This window comes from Saccharothrix sp. ALI-22-I (assembly GCF_001984175.1).
Lineage (GTDB): Bacteria > Actinomycetota > Actinomycetes > Mycobacteriales > Pseudonocardiaceae > Actinosynnema.
The window spans coordinates 673,508-698,042 of record NZ_MTQP01000066.1 but is presented as its reverse complement, the minus strand read 5'-3'; the positions used below and the strand labels follow the sequence as shown (position 1 = coordinate 698,042).

Below are 24,535 nucleotides of genomic sequence, written 5' to 3'. Positions count from 1 at the left end.
CTCACTCATCGTTGTCGTCCTCGTCAATCCAGCCGACGGTCCGCTCGACCGCCTTCTTCCACTTGCGGTAGCCCTTGTCGCGGGTCCGCGCGTCCATGGTCGGCAGCCACTCGGCCGCCTTGTGCCAGTTCTCGCGCAGGCTCTCGGTGTCCGACCAGTAGCCGACCGCGAGGCCCGCCGCGTAGGCCGCGCCCAGACACGTGGTCTCGGCGACGATCGGCCGCACCACCGGCACGTCCAGCACGTCCGACAGGAAGCCCATGAGCAGGTTGTTCGCCGTCATGCCGCCGTCGACCTTCAACGCGACCAGCTCGACGCCCGAGTCGGCGTTCATCGCGTCCACGACCTCGCGGGTCTGCCAGGCCGTTGCCTCCAGCACCGCGCGGGCGATGTGGCCCTTGTCGATGTAGCCGGTCAGGCCCGCGATGATGCCGCGTGCGTCGGACCGCCAGTGCGGCGCGAACAGACCGGAGAACGCGGGCACGAAGTACGCGCCGCCGTTGTCCTCCACCGACCGGGCCAGCGTCTCGATCTCGGGAGCGCTGGAGATCAGCCCCATCTTGTCCCGGAACCACTGCACCAACGCGCCGGTGACGGCGATCGCGCCTTCCAGCGCGTACGCCGCCGGCTGGTCGCCGATCTTGTAGCCGACCGTGGTGAGCAGGCCGTTCTCCGAGACGACCGGCTTGTCACCGGTGTTGACCAGCAGGAAGCTGCCGGTGCCGTAGGTGCACTTGCCCTCGCCGGGGGAGTAGCAGGTCTGGCCGAACAGCGCCGCCTGCTGGTCGCCGAGCGCGGACGCCACCGGGACGCCCTCCAGCGTGCCGGTCGCGGTGCCGTAGACCTCGGCGGACGAGCGGATCTCCGGCAGCATCGCCTTGGGCACACCGATCGCGTCGACCAGCTCGTCGTCCCAGTCCAGCGTCTCCAGGTTCATCAGCATGGTGCGGCTGGCGTTGGTGACGTCGGTGACGTGGCGGCCGGTGAGCTTCCAGATCAGCCAGGTGTCCATGGTGCCGAACAGCACCTCGCCGCGTTCGCCGCGCTCACGCAGGCCGTCGACGTGGTCGAGCAGCCAGCGGACCTTGGGGCCGGAGAAGTAGGTGGCCAGCGGCAGGCCGCACTTGTCCCGGAACCGGTTCTGCTCGCCGAGTTCCTTGACGAGCTGGTCGGTGCGGGTGTCCTGCCAGACGATCGCGTTGTGCACGGGCTTGCCGGTGGCCTTGTCCCAGACCAGCGTGGTCTCGCGCTGGTTGGTGATGCCGACGGCGGCGAGGTCGTGCACGGTCAGCGACGCCTTCTGCAGCGCGCCGTGCACGACGTCCAGCACGTTGGCCCAGATCTCCTCGGCGTCGTGCTCGACCCAGCCGGGCTTGGGGAAGATCTGCCGGTGCTCCTTCTGGGACACGGACACGATCGCGCCCCCGTGGTCGAAGACGATGCACCTCGACGAGGTGGTGCCCTGGTCGATGGCGGCGATGTAAGTGTTCACGGGCTTGCTCCTCATTGGCTCAGAAGACGGCGATGTCGACCAGACCGGCAAGTGCTCCACCGATCAGCGGACCAACGACGGGGATCCAGGCGTATCCCCAGTCCGACGCACCCTTCCCGGGGATCGGCAGGACGGCGTGCGCGATGCGGGGACCGAGGTCGCGCGCGGGGTTGATGGCGTAGCCGGTGGGCCCGCCGAGGGACATGCCGATGCCGACGACCAGCAGGGCGACGATCAGCACGCCGGTGCCGGAGGTCTCCAGGCCCTTGGTCTGGCCGGTCGCCAGGATGACGAACACCAGCACGAACGTGGCGATGACCTCGGTGGTCAGGTTCTGCACCCGGTGGCGGATCTCGGGGCCGGTGGCGAAGATGCCGAGCACCTCGCCGGTGTTGGCGCGGAACTGGCCGAGGTAGGCGAGGTAGCACAGCACGGCACCGGTGAACGCGCCGAGGAACTGGGCGGCCAGGTACAGCGGGACGGTGCTCCAGTCGCCGTTGTGGATGGCCAGGCCGAGGGTGACCGCCGGGTTGAGGTGTGCGCCGGACAGCGGTGCGACGGCGTAGGCGCCCGCGAGTACCGCGAAGCCCCAGCCGAACGTGATCACCGCCCAGCCGGCGCCGTTCGACTTCGACTTCGCCAACACGACGCCCGCCACGACGCCGTTGCCCATCAGCAACAGCAGTGCGGTGCCCAGGAACTCACCGATGAAGATCGACTGGTTGGTCATCCACGCGCCCTCTCTGGCCTGAATGCCGTTCGACAATGTCGTACGGTGCGCGTGAATCCTGTGCCGACGCTCACAAGTTGTCAACCCTCGGAAACACCCGCTTTACCAGGGGATGGCGCCGAGCTCACGCGAGATGGACCGCGCGGCCTCGCGGACGTAGGACACCAGTTCGGTGCGCGGCTGCTTGTTCTCGTCGCACAGCCGCTCGACCGGTCCCGAAATCCCGACCGCGCCGACCGTCACCGCCCGCCGGTCCCGGATGGGCGCGGCCAGCGACACCTCGCCCTCCACCAGCTCCTCGACATCCGAAGCCCAGCCACGTTGTCTCACCTGCTCCAACGCGTCGCCGAGCCGATCGGGATCGGTGATCGTGGCGGGCGTGTAGGCCTTGAGCGGCTCGTCGTCGGTGAGGCCGACGGGGTCGTCGGCGAGCAGGACCTTGCCCAACGCGCTGGCGTGCGAGGGGAGCAGGGCGCCGACTTCGAGGACCTGGCGGGAGTTGTCCGGGCGGAACACGTGGTGCACGACCAGGACCTGGTTCTCGTGCAGGGTGCCGATGCGGACGCTCTCCATGCTGCGCGAGGCCAGCGAGTCCGACCAGTTCAGCGCACGTGTGCGCAGCTCGTTGCCGTCGAGGTAGCTGCTGCCGATGTGGAACAGGGCCGCGCCGAGCTGGTACTTGCCCGTGTCCGGCGACTGCTCCACGAACCCGACGAGCTGGAGTGTCCGCAGGATGCCGTGGACGGTCGGTTTGGGCAGTTCGAGGGCCCGCGCCAACTCCGCGACCCCCATCTGCCGCGCACCACTGGCCAGCAGCCGCAACACCGCGGCTGCCCGTTCGATGGACTGAATGGGACCGGGCACGCGGTCACTCTAGCGCGAATCTGTTCGACTATGTCGAATGGTGCGCGTGTCCGCAGAGTTGCGGGCGGCGAAGGTGGGTTGTCGGGTTGGATGGGGCGGTGCGAGGAGCGGATGGCCGGGTGTCCCAACAGGCGACGGCCTCCGACGGCGCCACCGTCTACCAGGCCGGCCGGGACATCCACGTCCACGTCCACCCGAGGCGCAACGGGGTCGCACGGCACCTCCCGCCACCCAACCCGAACTTCACCGGCCGCACCGAGCTGCTGGCCGCCTTGGACGACGTTCCGTCGGTGCTCACGCTGAGGGGCATGGGCGGCGTGGGCAAGACGCAGCTGGCCCTGGCGTACGCACACCGCGTCGCCGCCACCTTCGACGTGGTGTGGTGGGTGCCTGCCGAACAATCCACTCTCATCCCGGACCACCTGGCCGACCTCGGGCGGGCGCTCGGGCTGCCGAGTGAGGACGACCCGGTCGCGATGACCGCCGTCGTGCTGGCCGCGCTGCACGGGCGGCGTTCGCTGCTGGTCTTCGACAACGCCGACGACCCGGCCGCCGTCCGCGAGTTCCTGCCCTCGGGCGGGCGGGTGCTGATCACGACCCGTCGGGCGGGCTTCACGGCCCTGGGTGCGGTGCTGGACGTGGACGTGCTGAGCCGGTCGGAGAGCGTGGCACTGCTGCGGCGGCGCGTGCCCGAGATCGCCGAACCGTCGGCCGCCGGGCTGGCGGAGTTCTTCGGCGACCTCCCGTTGGCGATCGAGCAGGCCTCCGCCTACCTGGACGCGTCCGGACTGCCGGTCGAGGACTACCTCGACCTGCTGCGCACCCGCACCGCGGAGATGATCGGGCACGGCCGGATCGCCGACCGGCAGGACACCCTGGCGACGCTGTGGGACCTGTCGCTGGCCGCCGTGGCGGAGCAGGCGCCGGCCGCCGTGCCGCTGCTCGACCTGCTGGCCCGACTCGCGCCCGAACCCGTGCCGCTGGACCTGTTCACCAAGCACTCCGAGGTGCTGCCCGCGCCGTTGGCGGAGGTGGTGACCGACCCGCTGGCCTGGGCGAACACCGTCGGCGTCCTGGTGGACCGGTTCCTCGTGCGGCGGGCCGGTCGCGAGGTGACGATCGTCCACCGGCTGCTCCAACAGGCACTGGTCGCCCGCTCGCCGGGCGACCGGTCAACCTGCCAGGAGCTGCTGCTGGCCGATCTGCCCGAGAAGGTCGTCGGCACCCCGGAGAACTGGCCTCGGTGGCGTGCACTCCTCCCGCACGTGCTGGCCGTGTGCGAGGACTCGTCGGTGGACGCCATGTTGCTGGAGCGCGCGGGCACCTACCTGCTGGAACACGGCAGGGTGGCGGACGCCCACACCTTGCTCGAACGGGCGCTGGCGGCGCTGGATCCCGATGGCCCGCGCCCCATCGTCGTGATGAACAAGCTTTGGAGCGCGCTACACGCGCTCGGGAGGCACACGGACGCGCTCGGCCTCGCCCAGCGGGCGCTGGCGCTCTGCAACGCCACTCCCGACGTCCACGCGGACCACCTCACCATGGCGCTGATCCAACTCAGCGCGTCACTGCAGTCGGCCGGACGTCCCCAGGAAGCGAGATCGCTGTTCGACCGGGCGCTTCGGATCGCCGGGAAGAACCTCGACCTCGGCCCTTCCCACATGACCCACTACGGCGGAATCCTGCTCGCACAGGGCAGGTATGCCGAAGCCGTGCCGCTGCTGGAACGCGGTGTCGCCGCCACCGAGGTGGCACGCGGGCCGGATCACCTGGAGACCGCAGGCGTCCTCCAACTCCTCGCCCAAGCGCACCGCTTGCTCGGCAGACCCACCTCGGCCCGGCCGTTGCTCGAACGCGCCCTGGCCATCGTGGAGAGCGCCTACGGGCCCGAGCACTCCGGCGTCGTCGCGGCGTTGAGCGCCGTCGGCGATGTGCTGATCGCCGTGGGTGACTCGATCGGCGCCCAGCCATACCTCCGACGAGTGCTGGAGATCACCGAAGCGGTCTACGGGTCCACTCACCCGCAGTTCGGGGCGACCCTCAACAGCCAGGCCAACGCGTGGCGGGTCGCGGGACACCCGGCCAAGGCGATTTCGCTGCACCAGCGTGCGGCGGCCATGGCGGAGGAGACGTACGGGCCTGATCACCCGGTCGTGGCCGACCGCATCGGCAACCTCGGCGTCGCGCTGTGCGATCTGGAGCGGTTCGCGGAGGCGCTACCGCTGTTCGAACGCGCGGTCGCGTGCGTCGAGGCCGCCCACGGGCCCGACCACGCCGAATTGGCCGTACCGCTGGCCAACCTCGGCGCGGCTCTCGACGGATTGGGGCGACCCGCGGAGGCGTTGCCGGTCCTGGAACGCGCCTTGCGCATCGCCGAGGCCGTACACGGGCCGGAGCACCCGGCGGTCGCCGACGTGCTCGGCGTCGTCGGCTCGAACCTGTTCCGGCAGGGTCGCTTCGAGCAGGCCCGGCGGACGTACGCCCGCGCACTGGAGATCAAGCAGGCCGCGCTGGGTGCCGGGCACCCCCACGTGGCCGGTCTCCTGGCACAGTCGGCCAACATCTCCTTCATGCTCGGCAAGCTGTCCGAAGCCCGACCGGCCTACGAACGTGCGGTCGCCATCTACGAGGGCGCTTTCGGGCCGGAACACCCGGAGGTGGTCTCGATCCGGCAGTTCCTGGCGCTCACCCTGCGTGCGGAGGGGCGGTCGGTCGAGGCTCGGACGCACTTGGAACGCGCGCTGGAGGTCGTCGGCGGACCTGACGATCCCCGCGTCGCCGCCATCTCGCTTTACCTCGCCCGCGTGCTGCTCGACCTCGACCTGACCGAAGAGGCACGCGCCGCGCATGAGCGTGGGATGGCGATCGCCGAGGCGGTGTACGGCGAAGGGCTGGACAACTTCCTCGGCGGCGTCGAGCACCTGCTGTCGATCCGGGAGACCGGCTAGAGATCGAGTGACCAGGTCCGGGCTTCCACGTCACGGCCGAACAGGCGTTCCGGCGCGCTGTTGTCCGGCGTCAAACCTCAACTCTCTGGTCGGGTGGAGCCCAGGCGTGGGTGTCGCCCGACCGGGTGGATCGATGGCCGGATTAGGCCGTTCGGCGCAGACTCCCTCGGGGGGTGTCACTACGAGAGGAGTCGACGGATGAGAACCCGAATACTCGCCGCCGTGGGCGCGATCGTCGCAGCTGTGCTGACACCCGCGACCGCGACTGCCGAAGAACCGTGGACAGTGGTGGCCGAGGGGTTGAACAACCCCCGCGGCCTGGCGTTCGCCCATGACGGTGCGCTCTACGTCGCCGAGTCCGGCCGGGGCGGGGAAGGGCCGTGCATCCCCGGCCCTGAAGGCGACGAGGTGTGCTTCGGCGCCACCGGCGCCATCACCAGAGTCGCCAAGGGCGAGCAGAGCCGGGTGATCACCGGCCTGCCCTCGATCGCCGGGCGGGACGGCTCCGCCGCGCTCGGCCCGAGCGACGTGGACCCGCAAGGTCACGGCGGGCTGTACTTCACCGTCGGCCTGGGCGCCGATCCCGCCGTGCGCAACGACCTCCCGCCGCTGGGCCGGAACGCGTCCGGCTGGCTCCTGCGCCGGCACGGCCACGGCGGCTGGAAGCAAGTGGCCGACATCGGCGCGTTCGAGGCGGAGCAGAACCCCGACGGCGGCCTGCCGGACACCAACCCGAACTCGGTGGTCGCCACGTCGGCCGGTCAGGTGGTCGTCGACGCGGGCGGCAACTCCCTGCTGCGGGTCTTCGGCCGCCACGCGATCCGCACCCTCGCCGTCTTCGACACCCGGACCATCGACGGCCAACCGGTGCAGTCGGTGCCCACTTCGGTCGTGGAGCGGGACGGCGCCTTCTACGTCGGTGAGCTCACCGGCTTCCCGTTCCCGCCAGGTAAGGCACGCGTGCACCGCGTCGTGCCGGGGCAGGGGCCCAGGGTGATCGCCGACGGCTTCACCAACATCGTCGACATCGCCTTCGACCACAAGAACCGGCTCTACGTGCTGGAGATCTCGCACAACGGGCTGCTCTCGGGTGACCCGACCGGCGCGCTGATCCGGGTGAACCACGACGGCTCGCGCACGATCATCGCGCAGGAAGGGCTGACCATGCCCGGTGGCCTGACGATCCGGGACCACGAGGCGTACGTCTCCAACTGCGGCGTGTGCCCGGGAGGCGGCACTGTCGTCAGCATCCCGCTCGGTTGACCGGCCTCGGTTGGCCGCGTGACGACGCGACGCGGCCAATCGGGTCTCAGGGAGTGCGGCTTCGCGGACCACCGGAAGGCGGCGGCTCACAGCGGGGACCGGTACACGGCCAAGGCCGCGGGGCGGGCGCGGAACTCGAACGTGGAGCCCGTGGGGCCGACCTCGCCGTCCGTCGCGATCGCCACCGCGTCGTCGAGCAGCCGGACGTCCAGCCACCGCGTCTCCAGGTGCCGGTACGTGCGGCTGCGGTGCAGGGAGCCGAGCAGGGCGCCGATGAAGAACCGCGCCCGCGAGAACCGGGTGTCGGCGCGGATGTACCGCACGTCCATCAGGCCCGCGTCCAGGGCGGGCCGCATGGTCGGCGCGAAGCCCTTCGGCCGGTACGGGCCGTTGCCGACGAACAGCATCCACACCAACTGCGGCTCGCCGTTCAGCTCCACCCGCAACGGTCGCGACGTGCGCAGCACGCGGGCCAGCGCGATGGCCGCCGCCGGCCACTTGCCCCACCGGTCCTGCAACTTTTCCCGCAGCCGCACCATGTCGGGGTAGCCGCCGAGGCTCGCGGTGTTGACGAACCAGCGCGGCGGGGCGCCGTCCACGGACACAGCGGCCAGGTCCACCAGCACGCCCTCACCGTCCGCGACCGCCCGTGCGGTGTCGTCCAGCCCACGCACGCCGACGTCCCGGGCGAAGTGGTTCAACGTCCCGGCCGGGACCAGCGCCAACGGCAGCCGGTTCGCCGCCGCCAACGCCGCGACCGCGGCCACCGAGCCGTCACCGCCCGCCACGCCCAACGCGCGCGGAGCGTGATCGGCGATCACGGTGTCGAGATCCTCGATTCCCACGATCGTGGCTTTCGGCCACTCCTGCGCCAGGGCTTCGGTCGGGTCCACCCCGCCCAGGCCGGCGCTCGGGTTCACCACGACGACCAGACCCTCGCCGTCGATCAGCGGCTCCAGCTCCTGGTGCTCGCGCGCCGACGCCGCGTCGGTCCGCCCCAGCGGCCACCAACGCCTGGTCAGCAGGCCCGCGCCGATCCCGATCGCGGTGCCCGCGGCCACGTCCGACGGCCAGTGCACGCCCGTGTGCACCCGCGAATAGGCCACCGCCGCCGCGACCGGCGCGACCACCGCCGCCAGCGCGGGCGACTCCATCGCCAACGCCGTGGTGAACGCCGCCGCCGACGCCGCGTGCCCGGACGGGAACGACGACGACTTCGGCCGCCTGGTCAGCCGGCGCGGCACCAGCAGCAGGTCGGCGGCCGGCCTGCGGCGCGGGAACAGCCGTTTCGCCACCAGGCTCGAACTGAAGCTCGCACCCGCGATCGCGGCCACCCCGCGCAACGCGGCACGCCTGGTCACGCCCTTGCGCATGGCCAGCACGCCGGCCACGGCAAGCCACAAGACGCTGTGGTTAGCGGCTCGTGACAATCTCTTCATCCCGTGATCGACATGCGACGCCCGCAGGGCGCCGGAACGCCTCATCAGGGCCAGGTCCAGGCGGTTCACTCGTCGGAGCACACAAGAACGTTATCCGCGAAAACGGCGCGACGCCCGATTGGATCACTGAAGAAAAGCCCGAATGCGCCTACTGTTAAGGGATGCAGCGGCGGATCTTCGGCATTGAGACTGAGTTCGGGGTGACCTGCACCTTCCACGGGCAGCGCAGGCTGTCCCCGGATGAGGTCGCGCGTTATCTGTTCCGCCGGGTCGTCTCGTGGGGACGCTCGTCGAACGTCTTCCTGCGCAACGGCTCTCGGCTCTACCTGGACGTGGGCTCGCACCCCGAGTACGCGACGGCGGAATGCGACGACCTCGCCCAGCTCGTCACGCATGACAAGGCTGGTGAGCGGATCCTCGAAGACCTGCTCGTCGACGCCGAGCGCAGGCTCGCCGACGAGGGCATCGGGGGAGACATCTTCCTGTTCAAGAACAACACCGACTCCGCGGGCAACTCCTACGGTTGCCACGAGAACTACCTGGTCGCGCGGGCGGGGGAGTTCTCCCGCATCGCCGACGTCCTGCTGCCGTTCCTGGTGACCAGGCAGCTCATCTGCGGCGCGGGCAAGGTGCTCCAGACGCCGCGCGGGGCGGTCTACTGCCTGTCGCAGCGGGCCGAGCACATCTGGGAGGGCGTGTCCAGCGCCACCACCCGGTCCAGGCCGATCATCAACACCCGCGACGAGCCGCACGCCGACGCCGAGCGCTACCGCAGGCTGCACGTCATCGTCGGCGACTCGAACATGTCCGAGGTGACCACGCTGCTCAAGGTGGGCAGCGCGAACCTGGTCCTGGAGATGATCGAGCAGGGCGTGCAGTTCCGGGACTTCAGCCTGGACAACCCGATCCGCGCCATCCGCGAGATCAGCCACGACCTGACCGGCAGGCGCACCGTGCGGCTGGCGGGCGGCAAGGAGGCCTCGGCGCTGGACATCCAGCGCGAGTACTACGAGCGCGCGGTGGAGCACGTGGCCAAGCGCGCGCCGGACCCGATGGCGGAGCGGGTGCTGGAGCTGTGGGGCCGCACGCTGGACGCGGTCGAGGCCGAGGACCTGTCCAAGATCGACCGCGAGATCGACTGGGCCATCAAGTACCGGCTGATGGAGCGCTACCAGGCCAAGCACGACATGGACCTGTCCAACCCGCGCATCGCCCAGCTCGACCTCGCCTACCACGACATCCGCCGCGGCCGAGGCATCTTCGACCTGCTGCAGCGCAAGGACCAGGTGGAACGGGTCACCGACGACGGTGAGATCGAGGCCGCCAAGGACACCCCGCCGCAGACCACGCGGGCCAAGCTGCGCGGTGACTTCATCGCCGCCGCGCAGGCCGCGGGTCGTGACTTCACCGTGGACTGGGTGCACCTGAAGCTGAACGACCAGGCGCAGCGGACCGTGCTGTGCAAGGACCCGTTCCGCGCGGTGGACGAGCGCGTGGAACGGTTGATCTCGTCCCTCTAGTGCTGACCAGGCGTTATAGCTGATCGGAAGACCCCGGGCCCTGGTGGCTCGGGGTCTTCTCCGGCCCGATTGACAAAATGGATTTTTACGTACAAGATGATTTTTGCGATGAGAGACGTCCTGTACCTGGAGCAGATCGAGCAGGCCGAGGCACTGCTCAAGCCGCAGCGCATCGAGGTGCTGCGGCAACTGGCCGAGCCGCGGTCGTGCACCGAGGTGGCGACGGCGCTCGACCAGACCCCGCAGCGGGTCTACTACCACGTGAAACGCCTGGTCGAAGCCGGTCTGGTGACCCAGGTGAGCGAACGGCGGGTGCGTGGCATCAACGAAGGCGTGTACCAGGCCAGTGCGCGTTCGTACTGGCTGTCGCCCGGCCTGGTCGGCCGCCTCGGACTGCGCCGGGCGCAGGACGAGTTGAGTCTGGGATACCTGCTGGACCTCGTGGAGCAGGTCCAGTCGGACATCGCGGGCCTGGACCGGACCCGGCCCGAGCTGCCGTCGTTGGGCGTGTCCGGGGAGATCCGGGTGCCGCCCGACCAGCGGCAGCAGTTCTTCGACGACCTGAAGACGACTTTGCAGGACCTGTTCGGCCGCTACGGCGGAGCCGAGGGCGACGCCTTCCGCCTGGCCGTGGCGTGCTACCCGAAGGAGGAGAAGACCGATGAGTGAGACCGTGGTCCTTCGCGTCCGCACCACCGCGCCCGTCGACCGGGTGCGGCAGGCGCTGACCGACGCGGGCGAGCTGAGCACGTGGCTGGCCGAGCACGCGGCCGTCGATCCACCCGACCGGTTCGAGTTCTGGGGCCGCTACACCCCGGAGGGCGCCGAGCCGCACCAGACCCTGGAGCACCTCGACGAGCGGTCGCTGCGGTTCGGCTGGCTGGTCGGCGGCGAGCGGACCACCGTCGAGATCGGTTGGGCGGCCGAGGGTGACACCGACGGTGCCGACACGGTCGTGACGGTGTCGCAGAGCCACTTCCCGGGCTGGGAGGCGGCCGTGGCGGAGAGCAGCGTGCTGGGGCAGCTCTACACGTACTGGGCGTTGTCGCTGGCCAACCTGGTGGACCACCTCGAAGGCCGCCCGCTCACCCCGAAGGTCGACTTCAGCAGCACGGAGATGCGTGGCGAGGTGCTGATCGGCGCGCCGGTCGACGTGGTGGCGCGGTCGTTGGTCGACGCCGAGGAGTACTCGCGGTGGTTCGGCGCCAAGATCGACATCGAGGCGTGGGAGGGCGGCCGGGTCGCCATGGGCGGCTTCGAGATGAACCCCGAGCCCGCGAAGGTGGTCGAGTTCGAGCCGGGCCGGCGGATGGGCGTCGACTGGGGCGGCATGGTGTCGACCTGGGAACTGGCCGAGTCCGGCGGCGGCACCCGGCTGACGTTCGTGCAGAGCGGGTTCGACACCGGTCAGCCGCCGTACGGCGCGTGGGCGGGCTGGCTGTCGGGCGTGGCGGAACTGCGCCGGTACCACGAACTGCCCGACTGGCGGCCGATCTGGCTCCAGCCGGACGTGCCGGGGCTGCCCGAGGGCATGCTCACCGGCGACTGAGGCGGTTGATCGTCCGCCGTCCCGGGTAGGTGGGACGGGTGGCCGACTTCACGCTGACGAGAATCGACACGGGCGAGGCGGAACTGCGGGTGAGCGTCGGCGGTTCCGGGCCGCCGGTGCTCCTGCTGCACGGGCACCCGCGCACGCACACCACCTGGCGGCACGTGGCGCCGCTGCTCGCCGCGGACCACACCGTCGTGTGCCCGGACCTGCGCGGGTACGGCGAATCGTCCAAGCCGGAGACCACGCCCGACCACGCGCCGTACTCGAAGCGGGCGATGGCACGCGACCTCGTCGTCCTCATGCGCGAGTTGGGGCACGAGCGGTTCGCGGTGGTCGGGCACGACCGCGGCGGGTACGTCGCCACCAGGCTCGCGCTGGACCACCCGGACCTGGTCACGCACCTCGTCGCGCTGGACGTGGTGCCGATCGGGTCGGCGCTGGCCCGCTGCGGTGCGGAGTTCGCCCGGAGCTGGTGGCACTGGTTCTTCCTGGCCCAACCCGAGGTGCCGGAGCGGGTCATCTGCGCGGACCCCGACGCCTGGTACCGCACCGACCGCAAGCCGGTGGACGACGACACCCTGCGGGCCATGCACGACCCGGCGACCGTGCACGCCATGGTCGAGGACTACCGCGCCGGCCTCGGTGTCGACCGCGCGCACGACGACGCGGACCTCGCTGCGGGCCGGCGCGTCCGGTGCCCGGTGCTGGTGCTGTGGGCGGAGGGCGACCTGCCGACCCTCTACGGCGACGTGCTGGGCGTCTGGCGGGACTGGGCGGACGACCTGCGGGGGCACGGCATGCGGTCCGGGCACCACCTGGCGGAGGACGTGCCCGGGGAGTTGGCGGCGGAGTTGCGGGAGTTTCTGCGGGTCGCCGGGTGAGTGGTCTGCGTTGGCGTGGCGTGCGGTGCGGGCGGCGTCCGGCGGGGGAAGAGTGCCCGGGAGCCGGCCGCAGAACTGCGGTTGTCCCGGTCTGCAATCGGCTGAATGGACCATTCAGCCGCGTTGCGGGCGGGGATGGCGTCACCGGGCGTTCGTCCGGGGCTAGGGTTCCGGTGTGGCCATCGCACGTGCCGAACGGCTCGTCAACCTGGTGCTGTGCCTGCTCTCCACCCGCCAGTACCTGACCGCCGAGCGCATCCGCGCCATCGTCCCCGGCTATTCCGACGCCGCGACGGACGAGGCGTTCTTCCGCATGTTCGAACGCGACAAGACCGAGTTGCGCGACCTCGGCGTGCCCTTGGAGACAGGCCGCAGCGCGGGCTTCGACGCGATCGACGGGTACCGCATCGCCCGCCGTGACTACGAACTCGGCGATATCGACCTGGAGCCGGACGAGGCCGCCGCCGTGGCGCTGGCCGCCCGGCTGTGGGACTCGCCGCAGTTCACCGGCGCCGCGCACGGCGCCCTGATCAAGCTCCGCGCCGCGGGCGTGGACGTCGACCAGGACGTCCACGTGCCGGTCGAGCCCAAGGTCCGCACCAGCGAACCCGCGTTCCCGCCGCTGCTCGCGGCCGTCCAGGAGGGGCGCGTGGTCGAGTTCGACTACCGCCGCCCGGTGCCGGTCGAGGTGCGCACCCGGACCGTGGAGCCGTGGGGGGTGGTCGCCTGGCGCGGCCGGTGGTACCTCGTCGGCCACGACCGGGACCGGAACGCGCCGCGCTGCTTCCGGCTGTCCCGGATCGTCGGCGACGTCCGCGTCGTCGGCAAGCCCGGCGAGGTGCAGCGGCCGGACCAGATCGACCTGCTGTCGTTCGTCGCACGCACCCAGCCCGCCACCGACCAGACCGTGGCCACCGCCAAGCTGTGGGTGGCGAGCGGACGGGCGCTGGGCGTGCGCAGGCGGGCCACGGTCGTCGGCACGCGGGAGTTCGACGGCGAGCCGGGCGACCTGCTGGAGATCGAGCTCCGGTTCCCCGACTCGGCGGCGACGTGGATCGCCGGGTTCGGCCCGGACGTGGTGGTGTTGGAGCCCGAAGTGCTGGCCAAGACGGTGCGGGAGAAGCTGCTGGGCGCGCTGCGCGGTGCGGGGGTGCGCGCGTGAACGCCGCCACCGACCGGCTGCCCCGGCTGCTCGCCCTGGTGCCGTACCTGCTCGCCCGGCCGGGCATCCCGATCGACGAGGTCGCGGCCGATTTCGAGGTGACGCCCAAGCAGGTGCGCAAGGACCTCGAACTGCTGTGGATGTGCGGCCTGCCCGGCTACGGGCCCGGTGACCTGATCGACCTGTCGTTCGAGGGCGACACGGTCACCGTCACGTTCGACGCGGGCATGAGCCGGCCGCTGCGGCTGACCGCCGCGGAGGCCACGTCGCTGCTGGTGGCGCTGCGCGCGCTGGCCGAGACGCCCGGCGTCGCCGACCAGGCCGCCGTGCAGCGGGCGGTGGCGAAGATCGAGGCTGCGGTAGGACAGGCGCAGCCCGCCGGGGTGGCCGTGGGCCTGGCCGTGCGGGAGGCGCCGGAGACGGCACGCGTGCGTGACGCGGTGTCGGACGGCGTGCTGAGGGGTCGCGCGCTGCACCTGCGCTACTACACCCCGTCGCGGGACGAGATCACCGATCGCGTGGTCGACCCGATGCGGATGCTGCTCGTGGAAGGCCGAAGTTATCTGGAGGCGTGGTGTCGCGCGGCGGACGGCGTGCGGCTGTTCCGGCTCGACCGGATCGACGCCGTGCGGGTGCTGGACGAGCCCGCGGCCCCGCCGCCGCACGCCACGCCCACCGACACATCGGAGGGGTTGTTCCAGCCGGACCCGTCGCAGCGGACGGCCGTGCTGGTGCTCGAACCGGACGCGCGCTGGGTGGCCGAGTACTACCCGACCGACGGGCTGGTCGAGCTGCCCGAGGGCCGGGCCCGCGTGCTCATGCGATACGCCGACACACCGTGGATGGTGCGGTTGCTGCTCGGATTGGGCGGTGAAGTGCACGTCGAGCAACCGCCGGACCTGGTGGCCGAGGTCGCCCGGCAGGCGGAGGCGGCGTTGCGCCGGGCGGATCACCTCCCGTCAACCTAGGCCAAGTACCGTGGTGCCGTGCCGTACTTGCCGATCCTGGCGCTGATCCTGTTCGGAGTGGTCGTGCTCGTCGCGACCGGAGTCCGAGTCATCGGATCGTTGCGTCGATTCCGCGCCGCCAGCACTCTGGTGGGTGACAGGGTCGGCGACGGCGTCGGTCTGCTGCGGGCGCGGTTCGCCGCGCTCGGGGTGGCCTTCGCCGAACGGCGTCCGGACCAGGCCCGCCAGGGCGAACCCCGCGTACCATCGGTGGACCGGGGCAGACAGGAGGATCACCGTGGGTAACCTCGGAGCTACTGAGCTGATCATCATCGCCGTGGTGATCATCTTGCTGTTCGGGGCGAAGAAGCTGCCCGACATGGCGCGTTCGCTCGGCCGCTCGGCCAAGATCCTGAAGGCCGAGACCAAGGGCCTGCGCGACGAGGACGACCCGTCGCAGCCGAAGGCGCAGGACACGCCCCCGCCGCAGGTGCAGGCGCCGCAGCAGCTGCCGCCCGCCCAGCCGCAGGTCGTGCAGCAGCCGGTCGCGCAGCCGCAGCCGCAGGTGGCCCAGCCCATCGAGCAGTCGGCGCAGAACCTCCAGAACAAGAACAGCAACTGACGAGCCAGCGCACCAACTAGAGCCGAAGGACGGTCCGCACGGTGGGGGCAAGTCCGGTCCGGTGGTGGTCCCAGCGCCGGGAGCGCCGCAAGGTCACGAGCCGTCGGGGCAACCCCGACGGCACCATGTCGTTGAAGGATCACCTCTACGACCTCCGGCACCGCCTCGGGCTGGCGATGCTGTTCATCGCGTTGGGTGCGATCTTCGGCTGGTTCTGGTGGGGTTGGCGGATCTTCGGCCTGCCCAGCCTCGGCGACATCGTGATCGCGCCCTACTGCGGCATCCCGGTGAACCAGCGGCTCACCCAGGGCGGTGTGGGGTGCCAGCTGCTCCAGACCCAGCCGTTCGAGATCTTCATGATCCGCCTGAAGGTCGGCGCGGGCGCGGGCATGGCCCTCACCGCGCCGCTGTGGCTGTTCCAGGTGTGGCGGTTCATCGCGCCCGGCCTGTACGCCAAGGAACGCCGGTTCGCGGTCGTCTTCGTGGCCTTCGCGTCGGTGCTGTTCGTGGCGGGTGCGACGCTCGCGTTCTACGTCGTGCCGCAGGGCCTGTCCGTGCTGGTCAGCTTCGGTGACGAGAAGTTCATCACCGCGCTGACGGCGGGGGAGTACATCAGCTTCGTGCTGGCGTTGCTGCTGATCTTCGGCGTGAGCTTCGAACTGCCGCTGATCGTGGTGATGCTCAACCAGGTCGGCATCCTCACCTACGACAAGCTGCGGCGATGGCGTCGCGGCATCACGTTCGGCCTGTTCATCTTCGCCGCGATCGCGACGCCGGGCACCGACCCGATCTCGATGATCGCGCTGGCGGTGGCGCTGTCGCTGCTGTTCGAGCTGGCGATCCAGATCGCCCGCATCCACGACCGGCGGGCCGAGCGCAGGCGCAAGGCCGAGGGCCTGGAGGAGCTGTCCGACGACGAGGCCGCGCCGTTCGAGTACACGCCGTCCTCGATCGACGACCCCGAGCCTGAGCCGGAGCCCAAGGTTCAGGCCAGGCCGCAGCCGGTGCCCGCACCGGAGCAGCCGCCGGGGCGCGCCGGCTACGACGACGTGACCTGATCGGGTCGGGGAGTTTGTAGGCTCCCCGACCATGGCGACGTCAACGCGGGCGGCTCTGCTGGTGTGCCCCGCTTCGGGCAAGGGCAGGGCGGCGCGCGTGGCGGGCACCGTCGCGGAACGGCTGCGCGGCGTGGTCGACCACCTCGACCTGCACGTGGCGTCCTCGGCGGCGGGCACGGCCGAGGTGGCGTGCCGGGCGGTGGCCGACGGGGTCGACGTGCTGGTCGTCCTCGGCGGTGACGGCGGCGCGCACCTGGCCGTGCAGGCCTGCGCCCAGTCCTCGACCGCGCTGGCCGTGGTGCCCGCGGGCACCGGCAACGACCTGGCCACCGCGCTCGGCACCACCTCGGTGGACGACGTGGTGGCCGCGTTGCGCAACGGCACCCGCCGCACACTCGACCTGGGACGGGTCGAGGACGGACCGTGGTTCGCCACCGTGCTGTGCGCGGGGTTCGACTCGGCGGTCAACGAGCGGGCGAACGCGATGCGCCGGCCCGCCGGCCCGCGGCGCTACGACCTGGCGATCCTGGCCGAACTGGCGGCGCTGCGGCCCGAACGGCTGGTCGTCGAGACCGACGACGACGTGCTGGAACTGGACGCGCTGCTGGTCGCGGTCGGCAACACCACCAGCTACGGCGGCGGCATCCCGGTGTGCCCGGACGCCTCACCGGCCGACGGCCTGTTCGACCTGACCGTGGTGCGGGCGGCGCCCCGGCGCACCCTGCTGCGGATGCTGCCCACACTGCGCACCGGACGGCACGTGGACCACCCGGCGGTGCGCACGTTCCAGGCGCGGTCCGTGCGGCTGTCCGGGCCGTCGTGGGTGGCCTACGCCGACGGTGAGCGGCTGAGCGGCGTGCCGTTGACCGTCACGTGCGTGCCCGGCGCGCTCACCGCCGTCACAGGCGCCGTCACCGCCGCCGCCGAGCCCAGTGCCGACGGGCCCGTCGGCGATGCTCCCGCGCCTGTCAGCGGTGTCGGCTGAGCACGTCGCGCTTGCGCCAGGAGGCGTGCGGCTCGGTCAGGCCGCGGTCCAACAGCCACCCCGCGACGGTCAGCACCCCGTTCGCCGCGTCCAACGGCGTGTCGTGCTCCGACTCGACGCTCTCGATCTCGTGCCTGCCGCAGTCCCGGATGGCGTCGCAGCGGACCGAGATCTCGCCCGCCACCTGCCACGGCGGTGGCGGGGTGACCACGTGGCGGTGCGGGTCGCGGGGCAGTGCCACGTGGACGTGGAAGGTCACCTCCTCGATCTCGGCGAGGCCGGAGAGACCCGCGTAGGGTGCGCCGGGCAGGTGGTCGAAGACCAGGCCCGTGCCGGGTCTGCCCAGGTTGTCGGCCAGCCGTTCGACCCGCACCGCGGCCAGCCGCAGCACGTCCAAGACCGGATCGACGTCGACCAGGTGGGGGAACACCCACCGCAGGTCGCCCTCCGACAGCGGAATCGCCTCCACGCCTGAGAGTGTGCCGCATGGTCGACCCCGGTGGTCTTTATAGCTTCAGTGTTGCTTAAAAGTGAGGTTCCGCGGTCCGACGCGGATCTGAAGCGATTTTGTCGGTGTCGTATGACAGCCTGGACAGGTGTCAAGCACTTCGCGGTCCCCGGCCGAGGCGTACGCGGATTCCCGCCGTCGTTCCACCTGGCCCAAGCTGACCGATTTCCTCGGGGTCATCTCGTTCGAACTCGACCCGTTCCAGCAACGCGCGTGCGAGGCGCTGGAGGACGGGCACGGCGTGCTGGTCTGCGCGCCCACGGGCGCGGGCAAGACCGTCGTCGGCGAGTTCGCCGTGCACCTGGCCCTGTCCGAGGGCCGCAAGTGCTTCTACACGACGCCGATCAAGGCGCTGTCGAACCAGAAGTACGCCGACCTGGTGGCCCGCTACGGCCCGCGCAAGGTCGGCCTGCTCACCGGCGACACGTCGGTCAACGGCGACGCGCCGATCGTGGTGATGACCACCGAGGTGCTGCGCAACATGCTGTACGCGGGCTCCTCGACGCTCAACACCCTCGCCTACGTGGTGATGGACGAGATCCACTACCTGGCCGACCGGTTCCGCGGCCCGGTGTGGGAGGAAGTGATCCTGCACCTGCCCGAGTCGGTGCGGCTGGTCGGCCTGTCCGCCACGGTCAGCAACGCCGAGGAGTTCGGCGAGTGGCTGGTCGAGGTGCGCGGCGACACCACGGTCGTGGTGGACGAGCACCGGCCCGTTCCGCTGTGGCAGCACATGATGGCGGGCGGCCGGATGATGGACCTGTTCGCGGGCGACGCGCCCGACGGGCACGCCCGGATCAACCCGCAGCTGCTGCGGCACACCGAGGACCTGTCCCGCTTTCACGTGCCGTGGAGCCGTAATCGCAACAACAAGGACCAACGCGGCAGGCCGCCGCGCGGGTCGGGGTTCAAGCCGCCGTCACGGGTGGACATCGTGCAGCGGCTGGACGGCGCGGGCCTGCTGCCCGCGATCGACTTCGTGTTCAGCCGGGCGGGGTGCGACGCGGCGGTGACGCAGTGCGTGCGGGCCGGGCTGCGGCTCAACTCCAACGACGAGGTCGAGGAGATCCGCGAGGTCATCGAGCAGAAGACCAAGGACCTGCCGCAGGGTGACCTGATGGTGCTGGGCTACTGGGAGTGGCGCGAGGCGCTGGAGCGCGGTATCGCCAGCCACCACGCCGGTCTGCTGCCCGCGTTCAAGGAGACCGTGGAGGAGCTGTTCGTCCGCGGTCTGGTGAAGGTCGTGTTCGCCACCGAGACGTTGGCGCTGGGCATCAACATGCCCGCGCGCACGGTCGTGCTGGAGAAGCTGGTCAAGTACAACGGCGAGGCGCACGTCGACCTGACGCCCGGCGAGTACACGCAGCTCACCGGCCGGGCGGGGCGGCGCGGTATCGACGTCGAGGGCCACGCGGTGGTGGTGTGGCAGCCGGGCGTGGACCCGAAGGCGGTGGGTGGCCTGGCGTCCACCCGCACGTACCCGCTGCGGTCGTCGTTCCGGCCGGGCTACAACATGGCCGTCAACCTGGTGAACCAGCTGGGCGCGGCGGCGGCGCGGGAGATCCTGGAGCAGTCGTTCGCGCAGTTCCAGGCGGACCGTTCGGTGGTCGGTCTGGCGCGGCGCATCGAGCGCAACCGGGAGGCCCTCGGCGGTTATGCCGAGGCGATGACGTGCCACCTCGGTGATTTCACCGAGTACGCGTCGCTGCGCCGTCGGGTCACCGAGCGGGAGAAGGCGTTGGCGCGGCAGAACACCTCGGCGAAGCGGGCCGAGGCGGCGCAGTCGTTGGAGCGGCTGCGCAAGGGTGACGTGATCGCGGTGCCGTCCGGGCGCCGGACCGGGCTGGCCGTGGTGATCGACCCCGGTCTGGAGCCGCTGGGCGAGGCGCGTCCGTTCGTGGTCACCGAGGACCGGTGGGCGGGTCGGCTGTCGTCGGCGGACTTCCCGATGCCGGTCGAGGTGCTGGGCAAGATGCGGTTGCCGAAGCAGGTGGACACGCGGTCGCCGAAGTCGCGGCGCGACCTGGCGGCGTCGTTGCGCGCCACCGGGATCGTGGCGCCCGCGATGCGCAAGCGGCGGTCCACCGCGGACGACGACGCGGAGCTGGCGACGTTGCGGCGGGCGTTGCGGGCGCACCCGTGCCACGGCTGCGAGAAGCGCGAGGATCACGCCCGGTGGGGCGAGCGGTACCACCGGCTGCTGGCCGAGACCGAGCAGGTGGAGCGCAAGGTCGCGGCCACCACGCACTCGTTGGCGCGCGAGTTCGACCGGATCCGGGGCCTGCTGCGGGAACGCGGTTACCTGCACGCGGAGGAGAACGGGCCGGGCGAGGAGGTCACCGAGCACGGCAAGCGGCTGACCAGGCTCTACAGCGAGTCGGACCTGTTGGCCGCGGAGTGCCTGCGGCACGGCGTGTGGCGCGACCTCGATCCGGCCGAGCTGGCCGCGGTGGTGTCGGCGCTGGTGTACGAGGCGCGTCGGGACGGTCCGCTGGAGGCGCGGTTGCCACCGGGGAAGGTGTCGGACGCGTTGACCGCGACCGCGCGGCTGTGGGCGGAGTTGGAGGACGACGAGCGCCGGCACCGGCTCGGCCGGACCCGGCAGCCCGACCCTGGTTTCGCGTGGGCGGTGTACCGGTGGGCACGCGGCGAGTCGTTGGAGAAGGTGTTGTCGGCGGCCGAGGAGAACGGCGCGGAGCTGGGCGCGGGCGACTTCGTCCGGTGGTGCCGGCAGGTGATCGACTTCCTGGACCAGATCCGGGACGTGGTCGGCGGCGGTGACCCGGTGGGTGCGGCCGCCCGAAAGGCGGTGGACGCGTTGCGCCGTGGGGTGGTGGCGATGGCCACCGTTTGACAAAGCTTTGCGGGGTGGGTGGGTATCGCCTGCGCAGCTGTGGTTTGATCGCGCCCGCAAGGCTTGAACAAGGCTTTGCACATCAGCACAGTTTCGAACCGTTTTCCAGACCGACCGTCGGAGGCCGAGCATGACCAGTCCGTACGGACCGTCCGGAGGGAACGACCCGCAGCCGCAGTGGGGCCAGCAACAACAGCCCTACGGTGGTGGGTACCCCGGCACGCCGTCGGGTGGTTTCCCCGCTCAGCAGCCCAACCCCTACGGGCAGCCGGATCCGTCACAGCAGCAGCAATGGGGTCAGCAGCCCCAGCAGCAGCCGTACACGCAGCAGTACCCCGCCGGGTACGACCCGAACAACCCGCAGTCGAACCCGTACGGGCAGCCGCAGCAGGGTCAGTTCGGGCAGCCCGGCCAGCCTGGTCAGTACGGGCAGCCGGGCCAGTACGGGCAGCAGCCCGGTCAGTACGGGCAGCCGGGCCAGTACGGCCAGCAGCCGCCGCCGAAGAAGTCCAGCGCCGTGGTGTGGGTCATCGTGGCGCTGGTCGTGCTGTTGGTCGGTGCGGTCGGCATCCTCGGGTTCGTGACGCCGGGTTGGTTCACCACGAAGGTCTTCGACAACGCGTCCGTGCAGCAGGGTGTCGTGGGCGTCCTGAAGGACGACTACAAGATCTCCGACGTGGAGAGCGCGACCTGTCCGGCCGACCAGGAGGTCAAGCCGAACACGACCTTCGAGTGCAAGGTGAAGGTCGGCGGCAAGGACAAGACGGTCAAGATCACGGTCAAGACCGAGGACGGCGAGTACGAGGTCGGCCAGCCCGCCGGCTGATCCGCGTTCCGTTCCCGAGGCCACCCCCGCCGTGTTGTGCCGGGGTGGCCTCGGTTCGTCTGTGGTTGTTCTGTGCGCCGTGCGCCGTGCGCCGTGCGCGAAACTCGTTAGCGGTTCTAGCGATCTCGCCGGCACTATGCCGGGGTGACCGACCACGACATCCGCGTCCTGGACGATTCCCAGTACCGGGCCGCGCACACGTTGTTCCGCGGCACCCTGCACTACTCGCCCGCGCCGGACGATCAGTGGAAGTTCGCGCAGGAGTCGTACGAGCCGGGTCGCGCGCTGGGTGCGTTCGCCGACGGGGAGATGATCGGGACGGCCCATTCGTTCTCGTCTCGGCTCGCCGTGCCGGGTGGTGCGGTCGTGCCGCACGCGGCGGTGAGCCGGGTCGGTGTGCGGGCGGACTGGACGCGGCGGGGTGTGTTGAGCGCGTTGCAGCGGGAGCAGCTGCGGGCCATGCGGTCGGCGGGTGACGTGGTGGCGTCGCTGCGGGCGTCGGAGACGGTGATCTACGGGCGGTACGGGTACGGCGTGGCGTCCCGGTACCGGTACCTGCGGATCGACCGGCACCGTGCCGCGCTTCGGATGCGCCCAGTCGGTCGGGTGCGGCTGGTCGAGGGCGAGGCGGGGGAGCGGATCGCGCGGGAGCTGTTCGACGAGCTGTCGCCGGGGCGCACGGGCACGATCTCGCGGTGGCCCGCGTGGTGGGCGTTGAACCTCCGGCGGGTGTTCGCCGAGGAGAACATGAAGATCGCGGTGCGGTCGGGTTCTTCGGGTGATGACGGCTACGTGGTGTACAAGGTGGAGCTGGGTGAGCACGATCCGGGTGCCGACAAGCCGACCACGTTGACCGTGATGGATTTGTGGGCGCGGGACGCGGAGGCGTGGGCCGACCTGTGGTTGTTCGTGCTGGGCATCGACCTGGTGGTCGAGGTGACGGCGTTCGGACGGCCGGTCGACGAGCCGGTGCAGTGGCTGCTGGGCGATCGACGGGCGTGCCGGATCACGGACGAGTCCGACGAGACGTGGCTGCGGCTACTGGATGTCCCTGCCGCATTGACCGCCCGCACGTACCGCGAGGGCGAACCGGTGGTGATCGGCGTGCGCGACGCGTACCTGCCGGAGAACTCGGGGTCGTACCGGGTGTCGGCGGACGGCGTGACGCGGGTGGAGGACGCGCCCGAGCTGGTGCTGGACGTGGACGCGCTAGCGTCGGTTTACCTGGGTGACGTGTCGTTCTCGACGCTAGCCGCCACCCGTCGGCTGGACGTGGTGCAGGCTGAGGCGCTAGCGCGTGCCGATGTGCTGTTCGCGGTGAACGAGGTCCCGTGGAGCGGTTCGTTCTTCTAGCCCACACGATCGGGTGATCATGCCCCAACGACATACAGAAACGCCGTTATCCTCAACTTGAAACGTCGGTTGAAACAACGAGGCCCGCGACCACCCCCCGACCACCCACCCCGACCACCCACCGACCGCCATACAACGCCACCCCGCCTCCAGCTACCGACCTGGCCCGACTGCCGCCCCACTCGCCGATCCACGCCCGGCTCCGCCAGCCACCAGCCGCCTGCCGATCTGCGTCAGCTGCCTGCCGGTCCACGCCTGGCTGCCAGCCTGCGTGCCAATCCTCGCCCGGCCGCCGGCGCGCGTGCTGATTCGCGCCCGGTTCTGCCAGGCGCCTGCCGAGCCGCGTGTGGCTACCGGCCGCGCGCCGATCTGCGCCCGGTTCCGCCTGCGCTGTCGAGTCGCGTTCGGTTGCCGGGTTGGGTGGGCTGGCGGTGGCCGGGTGAGGGGCGGTGGCGGGGTGGCGGGGTGGACGGCTGGTTGACTAGCGGCGTTCTAGTGCGGTTAGGAGCCTGGGCAGGGAGCTGCCGAGGCCCCAGCGTCGGGTTAGTTCGGCGACGCGGTCGGGGTCGGCTGGGGTGGTGGGGACTGGGTCGGGGCGGTCCATGATGATCTTGGCGTCGGTTGCCACGTTGACGACGGTTGGTGCTACGGCGAGGTAGGCCTGGGCGTTGAGCAGGGCGGTGCGGGCGCGGGTGGTCAGTTTGCGGTCTCGGCCGTCGTGGACTGCGTCCAGGACGGCTTGTAGGGAGCCGAATTCGGTGATCAGTTTTGCCGCGGTTTTTTCGCCGATGCCTGCTACGCCGGGCAGGCCGTCCGATGGGTCGCCGCGTAGGACGGCCATGCCGGCGTAGGCGCGTCCGGCGTCGTGGACTGGTAGGGCGTATTTGGCGGCTAGCTCTTGCGGGCCTAGTAGTTCGGCTTTTGCCCAGCCACGCCCTAGGTACAGCACGCGTACGGGGGTTGGTTCCTCGCGCACTACCTGGAACAGGTCGCGGTCGCCGGTGATCACTTCGACCGGGTCGGTGGTTTCGCGGGCGGCTAGTGTGCCGATCACGTCGTCGGCCTCGTAGCCGGTGGCCTCGGCGGTCGCGATTCCTACTGCGTCCAGGACATCCAGGATGATCGGCACCTGTGGGGTGAGGGTGTCGGGGACTTCCTCTGCGCCGTCCATCGCGCCTTCGGCTACGCGGTGCGCCTTGTACGACGGGAGCGCGGCTACGCGGAACTCCGGGCGCCAGTCCGCGTCCAGGCACGCCACCAGCCGTCCGGCCTTCCGCTCGGTGATGACTCTGGCGATCGTGTCGACGAACCCGCGCACCGCGTTCACCGGTGTGCCGTCCGGCGCGGTCATCGACTCGGGGAGCGCGTAGAACGCCCGGAAGTACAGGCTGGCGGCGTCCATCAGGACCAGCGGTTTGCTCACCTCGGACAGCTTGCCAGAAACCACCGACAAGACCACCGACTAGACCATCGGCACGGGGGTGGGGGCGAAGCTCGTTCGCGTGCGGCGGGCCGTGCACCACTAGGCTGC

Annotated in this window: 21 protein-coding genes; 15 read left to right on the top strand and 6 right to left on the bottom strand. The window is 70.8% G+C overall.

The window, feature by feature from the left end; all coding sequences use genetic code 11:
* Position 1: 1 nt before the first annotated feature.
* From glpK to ALI22I_RS31460, 3 genes are all read right to left on the bottom strand, one after another.
* Positions 2 to 1,492 (bottom strand): glycerol kinase GlpK, encoded by a 1,491-nt coding sequence (glpK, locus tag ALI22I_RS31470; RefSeq protein WP_202971108.1) that lies wholly within the window; start codon positions 1,490 to 1,492, stop codon positions 2 to 4.
* A gap of 19 nt (positions 1,493 to 1,511) precedes the next feature.
* On the bottom strand, positions 1,512 to 2,258 hold the full coding sequence (locus tag ALI22I_RS31465; protein WP_338013519.1) for an MIP/aquaporin family protein: 747 nt from the start codon (positions 2,256 to 2,258) through the stop codon (positions 1,512 to 1,514).
* A 66-nt stretch (positions 2,259 to 2,324) separates the two neighbouring features.
* Positions 2,325 to 3,086, bottom strand: coding sequence for an IclR family transcriptional regulator (locus tag ALI22I_RS31460; protein ID WP_077009130.1), 762 nt, complete (start codon positions 3,084 to 3,086; stop codon positions 2,325 to 2,327).
* A 119-nt stretch (positions 3,087 to 3,205) separates the two neighbouring features.
* Between ALI22I_RS31460 and fxsT the strand changes: the two genes are divergently transcribed.
* Positions 3,206 to 6,034 carry an FxSxx-COOH system tetratricopeptide repeat protein gene (gene fxsT / locus ALI22I_RS31455; protein ID WP_077009129.1) on the top strand — a complete coding sequence of 943 codons (2,829 nt, stop codon included), beginning with the start codon at positions 3,206 to 3,208 and terminating at the stop codon, positions 6,032 to 6,034.
* Between the two features lie 198 nt (positions 6,035 to 6,232).
* Positions 6,233 to 7,297: a ScyD/ScyE family protein gene (locus ALI22I_RS31450; RefSeq protein WP_077009128.1), complete on the top strand. Its 1,065-nt coding sequence runs from the start codon at positions 6,233 to 6,235 to the stop codon at positions 7,295 to 7,297.
* Positions 7,298 to 7,383: 86 nt separating this feature from the next.
* Here ALI22I_RS31450 and ALI22I_RS31445 read toward each other — a convergent pair whose 3' ends face one another.
* Complete coding sequence (locus ALI22I_RS31445) at positions 7,384 to 8,781, bottom strand: bifunctional phosphatase PAP2/diacylglycerol kinase family protein (protein WP_077009349.1); 1,398 nt, start codon at positions 8,779 to 8,781, stop codon at positions 7,384 to 7,386.
* Between the two features lie 116 nt (positions 8,782 to 8,897).
* Here ALI22I_RS31445 and pafA point away from each other — a divergent pair, with 116 nt between their 5' ends.
* The 10 genes from pafA (at position 8,898) to ALI22I_RS31395 (ending at position 17,463) form a co-directional block, all read left to right on the top strand.
* Positions 8,898 to 10,256, top strand: coding sequence for a Pup--protein ligase (gene pafA, locus ALI22I_RS31440; RefSeq protein ID WP_077009127.1), 1,359 nt, complete (start codon positions 8,898 to 8,900; stop codon positions 10,254 to 10,256).
* 108 nt (positions 10,257 to 10,364) lie between these two features.
* Positions 10,365 to 10,925 carry an ArsR/SmtB family transcription factor gene (locus ALI22I_RS31435; protein WP_077009126.1) on the top strand — a complete coding sequence of 187 codons (561 nt, stop codon included), beginning with the start codon at positions 10,365 to 10,367 and terminating at the stop codon, positions 10,923 to 10,925.
* Entirely contained in the window at positions 10,918 to 11,805 is an 888-nt protein-coding gene (locus tag ALI22I_RS31430; protein ID WP_077009125.1) for an SRPBCC domain-containing protein, read from the top strand. The genes ALI22I_RS31435 and ALI22I_RS31430 overlap by 8 nt, the downstream gene beginning before the upstream one ends.
* A 38-nt stretch (positions 11,806 to 11,843) precedes the next feature.
* Entirely contained in the window at positions 11,844 to 12,689 is an 846-nt protein-coding gene (locus ALI22I_RS31425) for an alpha/beta fold hydrolase (protein ID WP_077009124.1), read from the top strand.
* 175 nt (positions 12,690 to 12,864) lie between these two features.
* Positions 12,865 to 13,851, top strand: a complete 987-nt coding sequence (locus tag ALI22I_RS31420; protein ID WP_077009123.1) for a helix-turn-helix transcriptional regulator — start codon at positions 12,865 to 12,867, stop codon at positions 13,849 to 13,851.
* Entirely contained in the window at positions 13,848 to 14,819 is a 972-nt protein-coding gene (locus tag ALI22I_RS31415) for a helix-turn-helix transcriptional regulator (RefSeq protein WP_077009122.1), read from the top strand. The genes ALI22I_RS31420 and ALI22I_RS31415 overlap by 4 nt, the downstream gene beginning before the upstream one ends.
* An 18-nt stretch (positions 14,820 to 14,837) precedes the next feature.
* Positions 14,838 to 15,104, top strand: coding sequence for a bacteriophage holin (locus tag ALI22I_RS31410; protein WP_077009121.1), 267 nt, complete (start codon positions 14,838 to 14,840; stop codon positions 15,102 to 15,104).
* Positions 15,097 to 15,420 (top strand): Sec-independent protein translocase subunit TatA, encoded by a 324-nt coding sequence (gene tatA, locus ALI22I_RS31405; RefSeq protein WP_077009120.1) that lies wholly within the window; start codon positions 15,097 to 15,099, stop codon positions 15,418 to 15,420. Before ALI22I_RS31410 ends, tatA begins: the two co-directional genes overlap by 8 nt.
* A 125-nt stretch (positions 15,421 to 15,545) precedes the next feature.
* Positions 15,546 to 16,478: a twin-arginine translocase subunit TatC gene (tatC, locus tag ALI22I_RS31400; RefSeq protein ID WP_083752156.1), complete on the top strand. Its 933-nt coding sequence runs from the start codon at positions 15,546 to 15,548 to the stop codon at positions 16,476 to 16,478.
* Between the two features lie 31 nt (positions 16,479 to 16,509).
* Positions 16,510 to 17,463 (top strand): diacylglycerol/lipid kinase family protein, encoded by a 954-nt coding sequence (locus ALI22I_RS31395; protein WP_077009119.1) that lies wholly within the window; start codon positions 16,510 to 16,512, stop codon positions 17,461 to 17,463.
* On the opposite strand, the gene ALI22I_RS31390 is transcribed toward ALI22I_RS31395, so the two are convergent.
* Positions 17,447 to 17,932 (bottom strand): hypothetical protein, encoded by a 486-nt coding sequence (locus tag ALI22I_RS31390; RefSeq protein WP_077009118.1) that lies wholly within the window; start codon positions 17,930 to 17,932, stop codon positions 17,447 to 17,449. The genes ALI22I_RS31395 and ALI22I_RS31390 overlap by 17 nt on opposite strands.
* Before the next feature lie 127 nt (positions 17,933 to 18,059).
* Here ALI22I_RS31390 and ALI22I_RS31385 point away from each other — a divergent pair, with 127 nt between their 5' ends.
* The 3 genes from ALI22I_RS31385 (at position 18,060) to ALI22I_RS31375 (ending at position 23,004) form a co-directional block, all read left to right on the top strand.
* A complete protein-coding gene (locus ALI22I_RS31385) occupies positions 18,060 to 20,825 on the top strand; it encodes a DEAD/DEAH box helicase (protein ID WP_077009117.1) in 2,766 nt (921 codons plus the stop codon).
* 130 nt (positions 20,826 to 20,955) lie between these two features.
* Positions 20,956 to 21,651, top strand: a complete 696-nt coding sequence (locus ALI22I_RS31380) for a DUF4333 domain-containing protein (RefSeq protein ID WP_077009116.1) — start codon at positions 20,956 to 20,958, stop codon at positions 21,649 to 21,651.
* 144 nt (positions 21,652 to 21,795) lie between these two features.
* The gene (locus ALI22I_RS31375) at positions 21,796 to 23,004 is read left to right on the top strand and encodes a GNAT family N-acetyltransferase (RefSeq protein ID WP_077009115.1); all 1,209 of its coding nucleotides are present in this window, start codon (positions 21,796 to 21,798) and stop codon (positions 23,002 to 23,004) included.
* Positions 23,005 to 23,485: 481 nt separating this feature from the next.
* Here the strand turns inward: ALI22I_RS31375 and ALI22I_RS31370 are convergent, their stop codons facing one another.
* Positions 23,486 to 24,427: a 5'-3' exonuclease gene (locus ALI22I_RS31370; protein WP_077009348.1), complete on the bottom strand. Its 942-nt coding sequence runs from the start codon at positions 24,425 to 24,427 to the stop codon at positions 23,486 to 23,488.
* Positions 24,428 to 24,535 lie beyond the last annotated feature (108 nt).

What these genes read in the sequence shown, in the direction of transcription:
- ALI22I_RS31430 (WP_077009125.1), top strand. Translation starts at nt 10,918, where the DNA reads ATGAGTGAGACCGTGGTCCTTCGCGTCCGCACCACCGCGCCCGTCGAC.
- ALI22I_RS31380 (WP_077009116.1), top strand. Translation starts at nt 20,956, where the DNA reads ATGACCAGTCCGTACGGACCGTCCGGAGGGAACGACCCGCAGCCGCAG.
- pafA (WP_077009127.1), top strand. Translation starts at nt 8,898, where the DNA reads ATGCAGCGGCGGATCTTCGGCATTGAGACTGAGTTCGGGGTGACCTGC.
- ALI22I_RS31395 (WP_077009119.1), top strand. Translation starts at nt 16,510, where the DNA reads ATGGCGACGTCAACGCGGGCGGCTCTGCTGGTGTGCCCCGCTTCGGGC.
- ALI22I_RS31445 (WP_077009349.1), bottom strand. Translation starts at nt 8,781, where the DNA reads ATGAGGCGTTCCGGCGCCCTGCGGGCGTCGCATGTCGATCACGGGATG.
- tatC (WP_083752156.1), top strand. Translation starts at nt 15,546, where the DNA reads ATGTCGTTGAAGGATCACCTCTACGACCTCCGGCACCGCCTCGGGCTG.
- ALI22I_RS31450 (WP_077009128.1), top strand. Translation starts at nt 6,233, where the DNA reads ATGAGAACCCGAATACTCGCCGCCGTGGGCGCGATCGTCGCAGCTGTG.
- ALI22I_RS31435 (WP_077009126.1), top strand. Translation starts at nt 10,365, where the DNA reads ATGAGAGACGTCCTGTACCTGGAGCAGATCGAGCAGGCCGAGGCACTG.